General features: G+C 73.8%; 13 protein-coding genes. 9 read left to right on the forward strand and 4 right to left on the reverse strand.

Going from position 1 to position 15,293, the window contains the following annotated elements:
• The first annotated feature begins 37 nt into the window (after nt 1-37).
• The 6 genes from AB0K65_RS19040 to AB0K65_RS19065 all read left to right on the forward strand — a co-directional run bounded on the left by AB0K65_RS19040 (nt 38) and on the right by AB0K65_RS19065 (nt 6,640).
• Entirely contained in the window at nt 38-421 is a 384-nt protein-coding gene (locus AB0K65_RS19040) for a PadR family transcriptional regulator (RefSeq protein ID WP_365717923.1), read from the forward strand.
• 34 nt (nt 422-455) lie between these two features.
• Complete coding sequence (locus tag AB0K65_RS19045) at nt 456-1,028, forward strand: hypothetical protein (protein WP_365717925.1); 573 nt, start codon at nt 456-458, stop codon at nt 1,026-1,028.
• A 400-nt stretch (nt 1,029-1,428) separates the two neighbouring features.
• Nucleotides 1,429-2,907 (forward strand): carboxylesterase family protein, encoded by a 1,479-nt coding sequence (locus AB0K65_RS19050; protein WP_365717978.1) that lies wholly within the window; start codon nt 1,429-1,431, stop codon nt 2,905-2,907.
• A gap of 400 nt (nt 2,908-3,307) precedes the next feature.
• On the forward strand, nt 3,308-3,667 hold the full coding sequence (locus tag AB0K65_RS19055; RefSeq protein WP_365717927.1) for a hypothetical protein: 360 nt from the start codon (nt 3,308-3,310) through the stop codon (nt 3,665-3,667).
• The gene (locus AB0K65_RS19060) at nt 3,664-5,706 is read left to right on the forward strand and encodes a prolyl oligopeptidase family serine peptidase (RefSeq protein ID WP_365717929.1); all 2,043 of its coding nucleotides are present in this window, start codon (nt 3,664-3,666) and stop codon (nt 5,704-5,706) included. Before AB0K65_RS19055 ends, AB0K65_RS19060 begins: the two co-directional genes overlap by 4 nt.
• Before the next feature lie 7 nt (nt 5,707-5,713).
• Nucleotides 5,714-6,640 carry a glutaminase gene (locus AB0K65_RS19065; protein ID WP_365717931.1) on the forward strand — a complete coding sequence of 309 codons (927 nt, stop codon included), beginning with the start codon at nt 5,714-5,716 and terminating at the stop codon, nt 6,638-6,640.
• A gap of 31 nt (nt 6,641-6,671) precedes the next feature.
• Here the strand turns inward: AB0K65_RS19065 and AB0K65_RS19070 are convergent, their stop codons facing one another.
• A complete protein-coding gene (locus AB0K65_RS19070) occupies nt 6,672-8,036 on the reverse strand; it encodes an NAD(P)/FAD-dependent oxidoreductase (protein ID WP_365717933.1) in 1,365 nt (454 codons plus the stop codon).
• Between the two features lie 297 nt (nt 8,037-8,333).
• On the opposite strand from AB0K65_RS19070, the gene AB0K65_RS19075 reads away from it, so the two are divergent.
• Nucleotides 8,334-9,143 (forward strand): SAM-dependent methyltransferase, encoded by an 810-nt coding sequence (locus AB0K65_RS19075; protein ID WP_365717935.1) that lies wholly within the window; start codon nt 8,334-8,336, stop codon nt 9,141-9,143.
• Nucleotides 9,144-9,187: 44 nt separating this feature from the next.
• Here the strand turns inward: AB0K65_RS19075 and AB0K65_RS19080 are convergent, their stop codons facing one another.
• Both AB0K65_RS19080 and AB0K65_RS19085 read right to left on the reverse strand, forming a co-directional pair.
• Nucleotides 9,188-10,090, reverse strand: coding sequence for a helix-turn-helix transcriptional regulator (locus AB0K65_RS19080; protein WP_365717979.1), 903 nt, complete (start codon nt 10,088-10,090; stop codon nt 9,188-9,190).
• 85 nt (nt 10,091-10,175) lie between these two features.
• Nucleotides 10,176-10,439 (reverse strand): DUF397 domain-containing protein, encoded by a 264-nt coding sequence (locus tag AB0K65_RS19085; RefSeq protein WP_365717937.1) that lies wholly within the window; start codon nt 10,437-10,439, stop codon nt 10,176-10,178.
• A 247-nt stretch (nt 10,440-10,686) separates the two neighbouring features.
• On the opposite strand from AB0K65_RS19085, the gene AB0K65_RS19090 reads away from it, so the two are divergent.
• Nucleotides 10,687-11,067 carry an ATP-binding protein gene (locus AB0K65_RS19090; protein ID WP_365717939.1) on the forward strand — a complete coding sequence of 127 codons (381 nt, stop codon included), beginning with the start codon at nt 10,687-10,689 and terminating at the stop codon, nt 11,065-11,067.
• Between the two features lie 431 nt (nt 11,068-11,498).
• Complete coding sequence (gene fusA / locus AB0K65_RS19095; protein ID WP_365717941.1) at nt 11,499-13,613, forward strand: elongation factor G; 2,115 nt, start codon at nt 11,499-11,501, stop codon at nt 13,611-13,613.
• Nucleotides 13,614-13,812: 199 nt separating this feature from the next.
• Here the strand turns inward: fusA and AB0K65_RS19100 are convergent, their stop codons facing one another.
• On the reverse strand, nt 13,813-15,180 hold the full coding sequence (locus AB0K65_RS19100) for a cytochrome P450 (protein ID WP_365717943.1): 1,368 nt from the start codon (nt 15,178-15,180) through the stop codon (nt 13,813-13,815).
• Nucleotides 15,181-15,293: the final 113 nt, after the last annotated feature.

Genomic DNA, 15,293 nt, shown 5'->3' on the forward strand with positions numbered 1-15,293 from the left:
TTGTGGCGCAAGGTAGTCGCTCACTATCATGCGCCGCATGACAAAGGAGCTGCCGGGCGCCGGCGACCAGCGGCGCAGCCAGCTTCTGCGCGGGGTGTTCGACCTCTGTCTGCTCTCCCTGATCGCCGAACGACCACGGTACGGCTATGAGTTCGTCGAAGCGCTCGCGGAGAGCGGTCTGGAGCCGGTGAGCGAGGGAAGCATCTACCCCCTGCTCGCCCGGATGGAGCGGGCCGGGCTCGTCGAGTCCTACCGGGCGCCGTCGGCCAGCGGCGGCGCGCCCCGCAAGTACTACCGGCTCACCGGGCCGGGCCGCGCCGAACTGGACAGCGGGCGAGCCGTCTGGCGGGACTTCGCCGCCCAGGCCGGCCGTGTCCTGGCAGGCCCGACCGGGCCGGATCGGCCTGACCGGGCCGACTGACCGCACCATCGAAACCGACGGGGGAGACGACCACATGACATCCGAACGTGTACTCGCGGTGTGCCGCAGCAACTGGGAGTACCGCGGCATCGACGACGCGGCCGTCCGCGACATGCTCGCCGAGCTGGCCGCCCACCTTCAGGACGCGGAGGCCGCCGGGCGCACCCCGCGCGAGGTGGTCGGGGAGGACGTCAAGGCGTTCGCCGCCTCCTGGGCCGCCGCCCGCCGGCCGCTGCACCGGCGCGTGGCGCGCCTCGCGGCCATGATCCCCTTCGTCGCGGGCGTGCTGCTGCTGATCACCCACCTGCGCCGGTGGACGCCGGCCGTGGATGTCGCCGCGGGCCACCTGGCCTTCTGTGCCGCGATCGCCGTGGTCACCGTCGCGCTCGAGCTGCGCCGAGGCTCCCTGGGCCTGGGAAGGGGCTGGCTGGTCGCGCTCGTCGCCGGCCTCCCGGCCCTCGTGATCACCGACCGGCTCGCCGGTGTGGAGCCGCTGTTCGGCGTGCCCCTGGGGGCGAGCGTGGCGCTGGTGCTTCCGGGTCTCGCGTACACCGTCGCCGACGGACGGGCTCGCCGGCGCGCGGCGGGCCAGCCGGACAGGCCGTGACCTGCCCGGGGCCGGACCGGCCCGTCTCGCACCGAGGAGGGGAGGGCCGTGGGCTCCCCGAAGGCGGAGCGGTGTGCGGTCGATCCCCGACGGGCTGAGCGCACCTCCGCACTGTCGCCGCGACCGCGACCGCGACCGGCCGTTGCCGTGACCGTGCGGCCCCGCGTGGCCGCACGGGGCGACGTACCGCGTCGGAGCCCTCGCACGCCGCCGTACCGAGAGGTCTGGACGACGACCGGCGCCCGCGCCGAGGTGGCCGACTCGCGAACACCGACGACGGCGGATTATGCGATTGCCGGGCCGTGGGCGCCGTGGAAGCCTGTGCAGCCGGACGGACGGACCGGCCGGACCGCGAACCGATGGGGGAGCATCTGTGGGTGTGTCAGCGACCGGGGCCACCGTGACGACGAAGCTCGGCGAGGTCGGGGGAACGATCACCGACGGACTGCGCGTCACGCGGGGAATCCCCTACGCCGCACCGCCCTTCGGGGCCGCCCGCTTCCGCGAGCCCCGGCCCGTCGAGCCCTGGGACGGGGTACGGGACTGCACGCGCTTCGGGCCCGTCGCCCCGCAGTCGGCGGAACTGCCCGGAGCCCCGGTCTGGCGCCCGGGCGACGAGGACGTCCTGACCCTCAACGTCTGGACGCCGGACGACGCCGAGGGCCCGCTCCCCGTGCTGTTCTGGATCCACGGCGGCGCCTACACCTTCGGCTCCTCCGCTCAGCCCGACTACGACGGATCCGCCCTCGCCCGCGCCGGTCTGACCGTGGTGACCTGCAACTACCGCCTCGGTTTCGAAGGGTTCGGCCACGTGCCCGGCTTCCCCGACAACCGCGGACTGCTCGACCTGATCGCCGCGCTGGAATGGGTACGCGACCACATCACCGCCTTCGGCGGAGACCCGGCCGACGTCACCGTCGCCGGGCAGTCCGCCGGCGCCGGGGCGGTGGCCTGCCTGATGAGCAGCCGACGAGCCGACGGCCTCTTCCACCGCGCCATCGCGCACAGCGTCCCCGACGCGTCCTTCCCGCCGGACCTCGCCGCGGGCCTCGCGCGACAGGTCGCCGACGCCGCCGAAGTCCCGTTCACCGCCGAGGGCCTGCTCTCCGCGCCCCCCCGGACGCTCGTCGCGGCCTCGGACCGCGTCGTGGCGCGGTACGCCGCCGACCCCGACTCCGGACCGCTCCACTACGACACGGTCATCTACGGACCGGTCCTCGACGGTGAACTCCTCACCGCGGACCCGTTCGACGCCTTCGCCGACGGCGCCGGCCGCGACATCGACCTCCTGGCATGTCACACCACCGAGGAGTACTGGCTGATGCACCAGGTCGGCAGCATGCCCCCGGCCACCACCGAGGACGACCTCGCGCGCTTCACCGCGCACTGGGACCTCCCCGACGACCTCGTCGAGCGCTACCGCGCCCTCATGACGGGCCGGCCGGTCCTGGACATCTACCTCGCGCTGGCCGGGGACGCGCTGTTCGCCGCTCACACCGCGCGCCTCGCGCGGTCCCATGCCCGCGCCGGCGGCCGCACGCGCCTCTCCCGGTTCGACCGCCGCCGCACCCGCGCCGACGGGACCACGGTCCGCGCCTGGCACGCGGCGGACGTCCCCTTCGCCCTCGGCACGCTGGACGCCGTCGGCGTCGACTTCCTCACCGGCGGCCCCGCCGACGCGGACGACCGGGCCCTCTCGCGCCGCATGGTCCGCGCCTGGGCCGCCTTCGCCACCGACGGGGACCCCGGCTGGGAGCAGCTCGACGGCCGGACCGGCGGTCCGGTCCATGTCTGGTCCGTCCCCGCCGACCGCGACGAGGGCCCGGCGGAGGCGCACGGCCTCTGGGACGACGTCCGAGCGACGCCGCTGCGGCTGTGACGCGCAGCGGCGTCGCTCGTCAGCGAGGCGCCCATCCCGCGAGGCGCCCACCCGTGGGCCCCGCCCCAGGCGCCCACGCTCCGGGGCACGCACAGGAGGCCGGTACCGCGCGGCACCCCCGCGTGGCGTGCGCTCGACCCCGAAGCGGACGCTCCGGGCCACGCCCGTCTCTCGCGGCCGCCCGTGAGGCACCTCCCGTCCGGCCCGGTCCCCGTCCACCGGCCGACGGCGCCGACCGGACCGGGGCGGCCCCCTTCGCCCGGCCCGCGCCGCGACGCGCGATAATCGCGACGCGCCCGCCGGCGGCCGGGGAACCGGCCCCCGCCGCGCGCCGTGCCCCACCCGCGAACCACCCGGGAGGGCGGGCCGACCCGCGCCCGCCCCAGGAGAGGAAGACCTGATGGACGCCCAGCACTTCGAGCGCGTCACCGCGTTCATCGAGGCGCGCCTGCGCCCGCTGTTCGACGCCGAGACCGGCAGCGAGCACGGCTTCGGAATGGACGACACCTCCCGCTCCCTGCGCGCGCTGCTCAACACCGTGAGGGCCGCCGCGGCCGTCAAGGGCCTCGCCGAGCAGCGGGCCACCGCCGACCGGACCACCCGGGACATCATCGACCAGGCGCTGGAGCACAACTGGGACGTGCTGCGCGGTGTCGCCCGCCACTGGGAGGACCACCCCGACTTCCTCCGCGAGTTCAAGCGCCACTCCTGGGAACTCGACGCCCCCGCCCCGGCCGCTGCCGTCCCCGCCGACGCGTGACCGACACCGACACCGACAGCGGCATCGACGCGGGCGCCGACCCCTATCTGTGGCTCGAGGAGACCGAGGGGGAAGCGGCGCTGGCCTGGGTCCGCGAGCGCAACGCCGAGACGGTCGCGGAACTGACGGCCGATCCCGGGTTCCAGGCCATGACGGCCGAACTGCGCGAGGTCCTCGACGCGCCCGACCGGATCCCGTACACCCGCCGCCGCGGCGCGTATCTCTACGACTTCCGGCAGAGCGCCGGCCACACCCGCGGAGTGTGGCGCCGCACCACGCTGGAGCAGTACCGCAAGGACGAGCCGGAGTGGGACGTCCTCCTCGACCTGGACGCCCTGGCCGCGGCCGAGGGCGAGGACTGGACCTGGCACGGCGCGGGGACGCTGGCCCCCGAGCACCGGCACGCGCTCCTGAGCCTCTCGCGCGGGGGCGGGGACGCCGTGGTGGTGCGGGAGTTCGACCTGCTCACCCGCCGTTTCGTGGACGACGGCTTCCGGCTCCCCGAGGCCAAGACCAGCGTCTCCTGGATCGACCGCGACCACCTCTACCTCGGTACCGACCTCGGCCCCGGCTCGATGACCGCCGCCGGCTATCCGCGTACGGTACGACGCTGGCGGCGCGGCACCCCTCCCGCCGAGGCCGAACTCCTCTACGAAGCGGCGGAGACGGACCTCTCCGTCTCCGCCTGGCACGACCCGACGCCGGGCTTCGAACGCGACTTCGTGGCCCGCCACAAGGACTTCTGGCACCAGGAGACCTTTCTGCTGGGCGAGGGGGACACGCTCCGGAGGATCGACGTCCCCGACGACGCCGAGTGCTCCGTCCACCGCCGGTGGCTGCTGGTCACCCTCACCTCCCCCTGGCTGGGACACCCGGCCGGCGCCCTGCTCGCCTTCGACTTCGAGGGCTTCATGGCGGGGGAGCGCGAGCCGGCCCTGCTGCACGCCCCGGAGGAGCACACGGCCCTGATCGGCCACGCCTGGACGCGCCACCACCTGATCACGGAGACCCTCGACCACGTCGAGGGTCGCGTGCACGTCCTCACGCCCGGGCCCGACGGGTGGGAACGCCGGCCGATGGCGGAGGTGCCCCCCATGGCGTCCGCCACCCTCACGGACACCGACCCCGACACCGGCGACGAGTACTTCCTCGCGATCACCGGATACCTCAGGCCCGCCACCCTGTACCGGGGCGAGATCGGCGCGGAGAGCGAGGCGGTCAAGCGGGCGGCGGAACGGTTCGACACGTCCGGGCTCTCCGTCCGCCGCCACTTCGCGACCTCCGCCGACGGCACCCGCGTGCCCTACACCGTGGTCGGCCCGGAGTCCGGCTCCGCCCGGCCCGGGCCCACCCTCCTCACCGGGTACGGCGGATTCCAGGTCGCCCTCACCCCCCACTACGACGCCGTCCGCGGCCGGGCGTGGCTGGCGCGCGGCGGCACCTACGTGGTGGCGGGCATCCGAGGCGGAGGGGAGTACGGGCCGGACTGGCACCGCGCCGCGCTGAAGGCGCACCGGCAGCGCGCGTTCGAGGACTTCGCCGCCGTCGCCCGCGACCTGCACGCCCGCGGCGTCACCACCCCGGACCGGCTCGGGATCACCGGCGGCAGCAACGGCGGCCTGCTGATGGGCGCCATGCTCGTCGCATGCCCCGAGCTGTTCGGCGCGATCGTGGCCCACGTCCCCCTCCTGGACATGCTGCGCTTCCACCGGCTCCTCGCCGGAGCCAGCTGGACCGCCGAGTACGGCGATCCCGACGACCCCGCCGACCGGCCCCATCTGGCCGGCCTCTCGCCCTACCACCGGCTGCGCGCGGACCGCCCCTACCCGCCCGTGCTGCTCACCACCTCGACCAGGGACGACCGCGTCCACCCGGCGCATGCCCGCAAGACCGCCGCCCGGCTGCGGGAGCTCGGTCACCGTGTGCTCTTCCACGAGACGCTGTCCGGCGGTCACGCGGGAGCCGCCGACCACGCGCAGACGGCCTTCAACGACGCCCTCGAACACACCTTCCTGTGGCGGACGCTCCGGCCGGAGTGACCGCACAATGGTGATCATGCTGCAGTCCTTCATGCCCGTCCTCGAGCGCATCGCCGAGGAGATCGAGAGCCTCGGCGGCCGTGGCCGGCCCGCCGACTACATTCCGGCGCTCGCCTCAGCCGACCCCGGACGCTTCGGGATGGCCGTGGCCGAGCTCGACGGCACGGTGTACGGGGTGGGGGACTGGCAGCAGCCCTTCTCCACGCAGTCCGTCACCAAGGCCTTCACTCTCGCGCTCTGTCTGGCCCGCGAGGGAGACGCCCTCTGGGAGCACGTCGGACGGGAGCCGTCCGGCAACCCCTTCAACTCGCTGGTCCAGCTGGAGTACGAGAACGGCATCCCCCGCAATCCGTTCATCAACGCCGGCGCGCTCGTCGTCACCGACCGGCTGCACCGGCTCAGCGGGGACGCCTCGGGCTGCCTGCTGGACTTCCTGCGCGCCGAGAGCGGCAACGAGGACCTCGACTTCGACCGGGACGTGGCGGCCTCGGAGACCGACCGGGGCGACCGCAACGCCGCACTCGCCCACTTCATGGCGTCCTACGGCAACATCGTGAACCCGGTGCCCACGCTCCTGCGCGAGTACTTCCGCCAGTGCTCGATCGCCGCGTCCTGCGCCGACCTGGCGCTCGCCACGGGCTTCCTCGCCCGCCACGGCATCCGCTCCGACGGATCGCGCCTGCTGACCCGCAGCCAGGCCAAACAGGTCAACGCCGTGATGCTCACCTGCGGCACCTACGACGCGGCCGGGGACTTCGCCTACCGGGTGGGGCTGCCCGGCAAGAGCGGGGTGGGCGGCGGCATCATCGCCGTCGTCCCGGGCCGGTGCACGCTCTGCGTCTGGAGCCCGGGCCTCGACGAGCGGGGCAACTCCGTCGCGGGCGTGGCGGCGCTCGACCGTTTCACCACGATCACCGGCCTCTCCGTCTTCTGAGACCGGTGATCGTGGTGCCGTGCGACGCGGATCAGCCGCTGCCCGCCCGCATCGAGGCGGTGTGGGCCCGTACCTGGTCGGGCGTCAGATAGGCGTCGGTGTACTCGAAGTCCCGCAGCGTCCCGGACTTGGACGCCAGGAATCCGGTCCGTACGAAGTCGTCACCGGCGACGGCGTTGAGCAGCCAGTTCGTCATCACACGGGTCTTGGCGACGTTCGTGCGCAGCGCCGACCAGTGGTAGGCGCGGGCCACCGCCTGGGCCGGCATGCCGTGCAGTTCGACCCCGAGCGGCTTGGAGACGCCGTCCCGGCCGCCCAGGTCCACCACCAGGCCGAGGTCCTTGTGGACGTACGGGAAGGTCTGCTGCCCGCGCAGGGCGGCGACGAGGTTGTCGGCGACCTTCCGGCCCTGCCGCAGCGCGTGCTGGGCGGTCGGCGGGCAGATGGCGTCGTCGCCCTTGGCCAGGTCCGGCACGGCGGCGGCGTCGCCGAGGGCGTGGATGCCGTCCAGGCCGGGCACGGTCATGTCCGCGCCGACCACGAGGCGGCCCTTGTGCGTCTCCGCCTCCAGCGTGCCGATCAGCGGGCTGGCGGCGACACCGGCCGTCCAGATCAGCGTGCGGCAGGGCAGCACCCGGCCGTCGGTGAGCGTGACGTCGTTGTCGTCCACGGAGGCGACCGACACCCCGAGCGAGACCTCGATCCCGCGCCGTCGGAGGATGTCGAGGGCGGCGCTGCCGAGCTTGTCGCCCAGCTCGGGCATCAGCTTGGGCGCGATGTCCACCAGGTGCCACTTGATCAGCTTCGGGTCCAGCCGGGGGTAGCGCTTGACGGCGGTGTGGGTGAGGCGCTGGAGGCAGGCGACCGTCTCCGTTCCGGCGTAGCCGCCGCCGACCACCACGAACTGCAGACGGGCCGCGCGTTCGGCCTCGTCCTGGCCCGCGTCGGCCAGATCGAGCTGGGCGATCACGTGGTCGCGGATGAAGACCGCCTCGGCGAGGGTCTTCATCCCGCGGGCGTGCTCGGTGAGACCGGGGATGTCGAAGGTGCGGGTGATGCTGCCGGGCGCCAGGACGAGGTGGTCGTACGGCTCGTTCACGATCTCGCCGGTGATGGTGCGGACCACGCAGACCTTTGCCTTGGCGTCCACGCCGATCGCGCCGCCGGGGATGATCCGGGTCCGGTGCCGCTCGCTGCGGCGCAGCGACACGGCGACGGACTGGGGTGTCAGCACGCCCGCGGCCACCTGGGGGAGCAGCGGGAGGTACAGCTGGTACGAGAAGGGTGTCAGCAGCGAGATCTCGGCCTCCCGGCCGGCCAGTCGCCGCTCAAGCCGCCGGACGCAGGCGACTCCGGCGAAGCCGGCGCCCACGACGAGGATCCTCGGTCGGGTCACGGTGTCCGTCCTTCGGGGTGGGGAGTCCTTGGATCTCCAGTAACCGCATCGGGGAAACGGAAACCCGGGCCGCCCGCCGATGGAGTGACGGCCGAGACGCTCCACGGCCCGGGGCATCGGCTCGGGCGTGCCCCGGCCGAGGACGAGCGTTTGCGCCGGTACGGCTCGGTTTCTTCCCTGGCCGGAACCCGCGCTTCGGGCCGCCGGTCCTGGCGGACTTCTGTACCGGGCCCACGGGCGGTCCCTAGCATGGTCGACCTGGGTTTCCCTCCGAGCGAAGACACGGGTGAGGACTGGATGCAAGGCAAGTCGTGGCGCCCGGACGCCATCGACACCAACGTGCCGAGTGTGGCGCGTATGTACGACTACTTCCTGGGAGGCGACGACAACTACCAGTCGGACCGCGACGCCTGCGAGCAGCTGCTGGAGCAGGTTCCCAGCACCAAGGTCCTCGCCGTGAACAACCGGCACTTCCTCCGCCGTGTCGTACGGATGCTCGCGGCCGAGTACGGGATCCGGCAGTTCGTCGACCACGGATCCGGCCTGCCCACCCAGGACAACGTGCACCAGGTCGCCCAGGCCGTCGACCCGTCCTCACGGGTGGTGTACGTCGACAACGACCCGATCGTCCTGGCCCACGGGCGGGCCCTGCTGGAGGAGAACGACAGGACGGCCGTGATCCAGGCCGACATGCGGGACACCGACGGGATCTTCGGTCACGAGGAGACCCGGCGTCTGATCGACTTCGACCAGCCCGTCGCCGCGCTCTTCGTCTCGGTGCTCCACTGCATCCCGGACGAGGACGACCCGGCCGGCCTGATACGCCGGGTCGCGGACCGCCTCGCGCCGGGCAGCTTCCTCGTAGTGTGCCAGCTCGTCAGCGACCGCCCGGAGATCAGGAAGTTCGTGACGGACTTCATGGCGGAGGCCACCGGCGGTCACTGGGGCCGGGTCCGTGAGGAGAGCGAGGTCGCCGGCTTCCTGGACGGCCTCGACATCCTCCCGCCGGGGCTCGTGGAGGTGTCGACCTGGCGGCCGGACAGCGACCTGGCGCCGGTGCAGCCCAGCGACGAATGGCTCGAATGGGGCGGCGTCGCCCGGCTGTGACGCACGTCGGCGGGCGGCCCCGGGCCGCCCGCCGGACCGCGCCCTCACAGGAGGCCGAGGCGGTCCTTGACCCGTTCCAGGGACTGGGCGGGAGTCAGCGCGCACGCGCTCAGCCGGTCGAGCATGTCCCGGTACTGCTCCACGTCGGCCGGCTTCTGACTGAACGTGCTGTCCGTCAGGTGCTCGATGTAGACGGCGTCCTTCAGATCGCCCAGCGCGAACCGCAGATACGTCACGCCGGTACCGACGCCGATCGCCGCCGTCACGTCGAGCGGCGCGATCTGCAGCGTCACCCGGGACCGGCCCATCAGGTCGACCAGGTGCTCCAGCTGGCCCCGCATGACCTCCGGGCCGCCGACGCTCCGCAGCAGCACCGACTCGTCGATCACCGCCCACAGCCGGGGCCCGCCCGGCCTGTCGAGCTGCCGCTGCCGCTCCTGGCGCAGCTCGATCCGGCGCTGGACCTCGTGGGGGAGGAGGCGGCCCGGCCCCGACCGCACCACGGCGCGCGTGTACGCGGCTGTCTGGAGCAGCCCCGGGACGTAGAACGGTTCGTAGGACCGGATCAGCGCCGCCGCCCCTTCGAGGGCGACCAGCGGTGCGAAGAAGTCCGAGAGCACGTCGCTGAAGGACCGCCACCACTCGGCCTGCCGAGACTGCCGGACCAGCCGGAGGAACTCCTCCGAGCGGGCGCCGTCCGTCACTCCGTACAGCGCGAGAAGCGCCATCGCGTCGGCCGGCTTGCAGCCGTGCCGTCCCAGCTCGATCCGGCTCGTCTTGGAACGGGAGAAGCCCAGCCGCGCGTCCACGTCGGCCGGTTCGAGGCCCGCCGCCACGCGCAGTTCGCGCAGCTTGCCGCCGAGGATCAGCTTGAGTGCGGTGGGGTTGTTCTCGACCGTCCCGATGGAAGGGACGAACAGGGGCGAACTCGGTTCGGCTCCGGCCATCACGCGCTCCCGCATCTTCATGAGGGGACGAGGTTAGCCGGGAGGGGCGACGTCCGGCCAGGGACGCGGATCGCAGCGGCGGTTTTCAGCCGATTGCGAAGTCGAAGTCCCCGTCGCGCGCACCGGCGATGAACGCCGCGATCTCGTCGCGCGTATAGACCAGCGCGGGCCCCTCGGGGTCCCGCGAGTTGCGCAGCGCGACCCCGCCGTCGGGGAGGGTGGCCAGCTCCACGCAGTTGCCCGTGGCGTTGCTGTGGCGGCTCTTGACCCAGCTGACCGGGGCCAGCGCGCTCGCCCTCATCCCGTTGAACAGTTCCGCGGCCATGGGCCCTCCTGATCCGTACGGCATCCGTACATCCGTCCACGAGATCGCACGACTGCAATCCCAGATGCAATTGCACTTTCGGTGTGCCCTCGACAATACTCGTTCCTCACAGACCGCCGCAGCATCGAACTCCGGGGCTCGCAGGGAGACATGACAGGTGATCACTCACAGGTCGGCCTTAGCGCTCGATCCCGTGTCCGCTCGCGCACGAGGTGAAGCGGACCTACCTCTCGGCTTCGCCGCGTGCGGACTCGACGGACGCCCGCAGAACGTGTCACGTGCCAGACGGTTCGTCCTGCTGACGCTGGAGGGCTGGGTCCTGCCCGCGCTGGCGGCGGACCTGGAGCTCGTCGTCACCGAGCTCGTCACCAACGCGGTGCGCCACGCGCTCGGCTGTCCCGAGAGCGCCGTGGAGGAGACCGAGTACCCCGTGTGGCTGGGGCTCTCGCTGCACTCGCGCCACCTCGTCGCCGCCGTCACCGACCCCAGCCCCGTACCGCCCCGTCCGCGGCCCGTGGAGGACCTGGGGACCGGCGGACGCGGCATGCACCTGATCGAGGCGCTGAGCGACAGCTGGTCCTGGGAACCCGCCGCGCCCCGGGGCAAGACGGTCTGGGCGGCCCTTCTCCTGCCGACCGTCCGCGTCGCCTGACCCACCGTCAGGACTCCTCCCGGCCGCGCCGCGTCGCCGCCCTACGGCTTCCCGGAAAAACCGGTGTCCGAGTCCCGGTCCGACTCCCTACACTCGCGGCACGCGCCGCCGACGTCCCGGCCCGCGCCGGGACCAGTGAGGGGAGACCGACCGTGCGCCACCGCACCGATGTCGTCGTCCCCCGGTCACGGTACGACGTGATCCTGATGTCCTCGTCGTCCCGGTGCCGGCCGCGCGGCCCGCACCGGAAGCCCGTGACGAACTCCTGACCCCGTCCACGCCCCCGGCACGAAGCCGGCGGGCGGTCACGCGGACGAGCGGACCCGACGAGCGAATGCCCCTGCCCCGGGGCGCCGTCGGCACCGCTTCAGGCCCCCTTCGTCCGGGAATCGCGCCGCCCTGTTCTCCATGACAGCGAAAGGCCTTGGGCCGTGCGTACCGACGTTCGACGCCAGACGACCACCTTCACCGGCACCTCCCTGCGGCAGGTCCGGAACCTGGGCATCCTCGCCCATGTCGATGCCGGCAAGACCACCGTCACCGAGCGGATGCTCTACCTGACCGGCGCCACCCACAAGCGGGGCGAGGTCCACGACGGCACGACCGTCACCGACTTCGACCCGCAGGAACGCGACCGCGGCATCACCATCTTCGCGGCGGCGGTCAGCTGCGACTGGGACCACCACCGGATCAACCTCATCGACACCCCCGGGCACGTCGACTTCTCCGACGAGGTGGAACGCTCGCTGCGCGTTCTCGACGGCGCCGTCGCGGTCTTCGACGCCGTCGCGGGTGTCGAGCCCCAGAGCGAGTCGGTCTGGCGGCAGGCCGACCGTCACCGGGTGCCGCGGATCGCCTTCGTCAACAAGATGGACCGGGCGGGCGCCGACCTCGACGCCGCGGTCGCCTCGATCAGGGACCGGCTCGACACCGTCCCGCTGGTCGTCCAGCTGCCGATCGGCCGGGAGGACGGCTTCACCGGCGTGGTGGACCTCCTCCGCCTGCGCGCCCTCGTCTGGGCCGCCGGCGGCGACTCCTCCACCGAGGGCCCCGTGCCGGAGGGTCTGCGGGAGGAGGCCCTCCGCCGCCGCCGAGCCCTGGAGGAGGCGGTGGCCGAACTCCATCCCGCCGCGCTGGAGGAGTTCTGCGCGGAGTCGACGCTCGGCGCGGAGACCCTGGTCACCGCGTTGCGCGACCTGACCCGGAGCGGGGAGGGCGTGGTCGTCCTGTGCGGCTCGGCCTACCGCGACCGGGGCATGGAGCCGCTCCTCGACGCCGTCGTGGCGTACCTTCCGTCGCCGCTGGACGTCCCACCGGTGCGCGGGACGCTCGACGGCGCCGAGACCGAACGGGCCGCCGACCCGGCGGAGCCGTTCGCCGCCCTGGTGTTCAAGGTGCACTCCACCGCCACGGGGCGGCTCACCTACCTGCGTGTCTACGCCGGAACGATCGGGAAGGGGGACACCGTGCTCGACGTCGGCGCACGACGCACCGAGCGCGTGGGACGGATCCTGCGCGTGCAGGCGGACCGGAACACCGACGTGGACCGGGCAGGGGCCGGTGACATCGTCGCCGTCGTCGGGCTGAAGGCGGCCCGCCCCGGCGCCACCCTGTGCGCGCCCGACGCGCCGCTGCTCCTCGAGCCGCCGGCCGTGGCGGCGCCGGTCGTCTCCGTCGCGGTCGAGGCGCGCCGGAGCCTGGACACCGAGCGGCTGGCGTCCGCGCTGGCCCGGCTGGCCGAGGAGGACCCCTCCCTCGCCGTCCGGACCGACCCGGAAACCGGGCAGACCGTGCTGTCGGGCCTGGGCGAGCTGCACCTGGAGGTCGCGGTGGAGAAGATCCGCCGGGCCCAGGGCGTCGACATCGCCGTCGGCAGACCGCGGGTGGCCTACCGCGAGACCGTCGTGCGCGGGGTGTCGGGCCATGTCCACCGGCACGTCAAACAGGAAGGAGGGGCCGGGCAGTTCGCCCATGTCGTCCTCGACGTCGGAGCGCTGGGGGAAGCGCCCGACGGGGCCGGCGGTGCGGCCGGCGCCGGTGCCGAGGGGTTCGTGTTCGGCTCCACCGTCACCGGTGGGCGCGTGCCGCAGGAGTACGTCCGCGCGGTGGAGGCGGGCTGCCGTGACGCGCTGCTGGAGGGCCCCCTCGGCGGTCATCCGGTGACCGGGGTGCGGGTCACGCTGACCGACGGGGCCACCCACTCCAAGGACTCCTCGGAGATGGCGTTCCGGACGGCGGCCCGGTTCGCCCTGCGTGAAGCCCTGCGGGCCAGCGCGATGACGCTGCTCGAACCGGTGGTCGAGGTCACCGTCACCGTGCCCGACGGCGCGGTCGGCGGAGTCCTCGGCGACCTCGCGGCACGGCGCGGCCGGGTCTCGGGCTCCACCACACGGGCCGGGACCGCGGTGGTCACCGCCACGGTCCCGCTGGCCGAGCTCTTCGGCTACGCGTCCCGCCTGCGCGGACGCACCCAGGGCCGGGGCACGTTCACCACCCGGCCCGCCGGCTACGCGCCGGTCCCGGGCGGTCTGACGGCCGACCGGTAGCGCGACACGGGCCCGCCTCCTGGGGGCGGGCCCCCTCGTGGGCCTCGCCGTCGCCCTCCGTGGAGGAGCGCGGCGGCGCGGCCCTCCGTCGGCACCCGGGCAGAGAAGCCCCGAAGTGCGCCGGTCCGCCCGTCCGTCGGCGGCACCCCTGGCGTGGTGCTCGTCGGCGGGGTGCCGGGTGGCGTGCCCCACCCGCCGCTCAGGCCGGTCCGGCCACCACGTCGATGCGCAGCGGGGCCCGGAAGGAGAGCAGACCGAGCATGGGCGGGTCCGCCGGGGCGAGGCGGACGGCGGGCAGGCGGCGGGCCGCCGCGCGCAGGGCGACGGCCGCCTCCGTCCGGGCCAGGGACGCGCCGGGGCAACGGTGACGGCCCGCCCCGAAGGCGAGGTGATGGCGGACCTCCGCCCGGTCCGTACGCATCAGCGCCGGATCGGCGAAGACCTCCGGGTCGGAGCCGCTCCCCATGAGCATCAGCAGCAGGAGGGCGCCGGCGGGCAGCCGTACCCCGCCCAGCTCCACCGGCCGCGAGGTCACCCGGCGCCAGGTGGTGACGGGCGGTTCGCGGCGCAGCACCTCCTCCACCCAGGCCGGTGCCAGCGGCTCCTCGTGCGCCGGCCGGGGCCAGAGCCCCGGTTCGGCCAGCGCGCCGCGGAGCACCGTGGAGATCAGCTGCCCGGTGGTCGACTGGCCCGCGACGAAGACGAAGAAGCAGGCCCCGACGGCGGTCTGGACGTCCAGAGGCCGTCCGTCGGGCAGCCGGTGGCGGATCAGGGCGCCCATGAGACTGTCCTCGGGCACCGCCTCGCCGTTCACCGCCGCGGTCAGCCACTGGTGGAACTCGCCCACCAGCTCCGCCAGTTCGAGCTGCCGCTGGGGAGTCGGCCGCCCCCAGAACAGCTCCAGCGACGCGTCGCTCCACCGGGCGAGGGTCGCCGCGTCGAGGGCGTCGACCCCGAGGAGTTCCATCATCACCCGGCAGGGAAGCACCTGGGCGAAGGCGGAGAAGAGGTCGCATCCGCCCGTGGCGCCGAGGCGCGCCCGCACCCCGTCGAGCAGTTCGTCGGCGATCCGCTCGATCAGCGGCACCGCCGCCGCGACCCGGTGGGCGTTGAAGAAGCGGGTGACCACCCGGCGCAGCCCGGGATGGCTGTCGGTGCCGTTGTTGGCCAGGGCCGGACGCACCCGGAAGCCGGCGCGCGCGAGCACCCGCAGCGCCGGGACGCCGAGGGGGGTCACCGCGTGCTGGGCGTTGTCGGGGAGGAACGCCTTCTGGTCGAGCAGCACGGTCCGGATGTCGGCGTGCCGGCTGACCAGCCACAGACCGGTGCCGGGGTCGTGGTGGACCGGCGACTCGCGGCGGAGCGTGTCCATCCACGGATACGGGTCGCGGACGAAGCCGTCGCCGAAGAGATCGAGCAGTCCGTGCCCGTCGAGGGAAGAGGCCGGGCCCGAGGCGGGGGCCGTGATCGGGGGTGCGCCCGTACCCGGGGCGCCGGCCGGGCCGTACGGGCAGCCGCCGCTCACTGCGCTGTGCGGCGCGGGTCCGGTCAGGGCCTGGTAGATCACGGCGGGACGCTAACACGAGCCCGCGCGGTCTCCGTGGCCGTGTGCGGAGGATCACGCGGCCCGCCGCCGCCGTCGCGCGGGCGGTGGCGGGCCGAAGCCTCCGAGGGCGGGGG

The sequence above is a fragment of the Streptomyces sp. NPDC053755 genome (assembly GCF_040677675.1).
Taxonomy (GTDB): Bacteria; Actinomycetota; Actinomycetes; order Streptomycetales; family Streptomycetaceae; genus Streptomyces.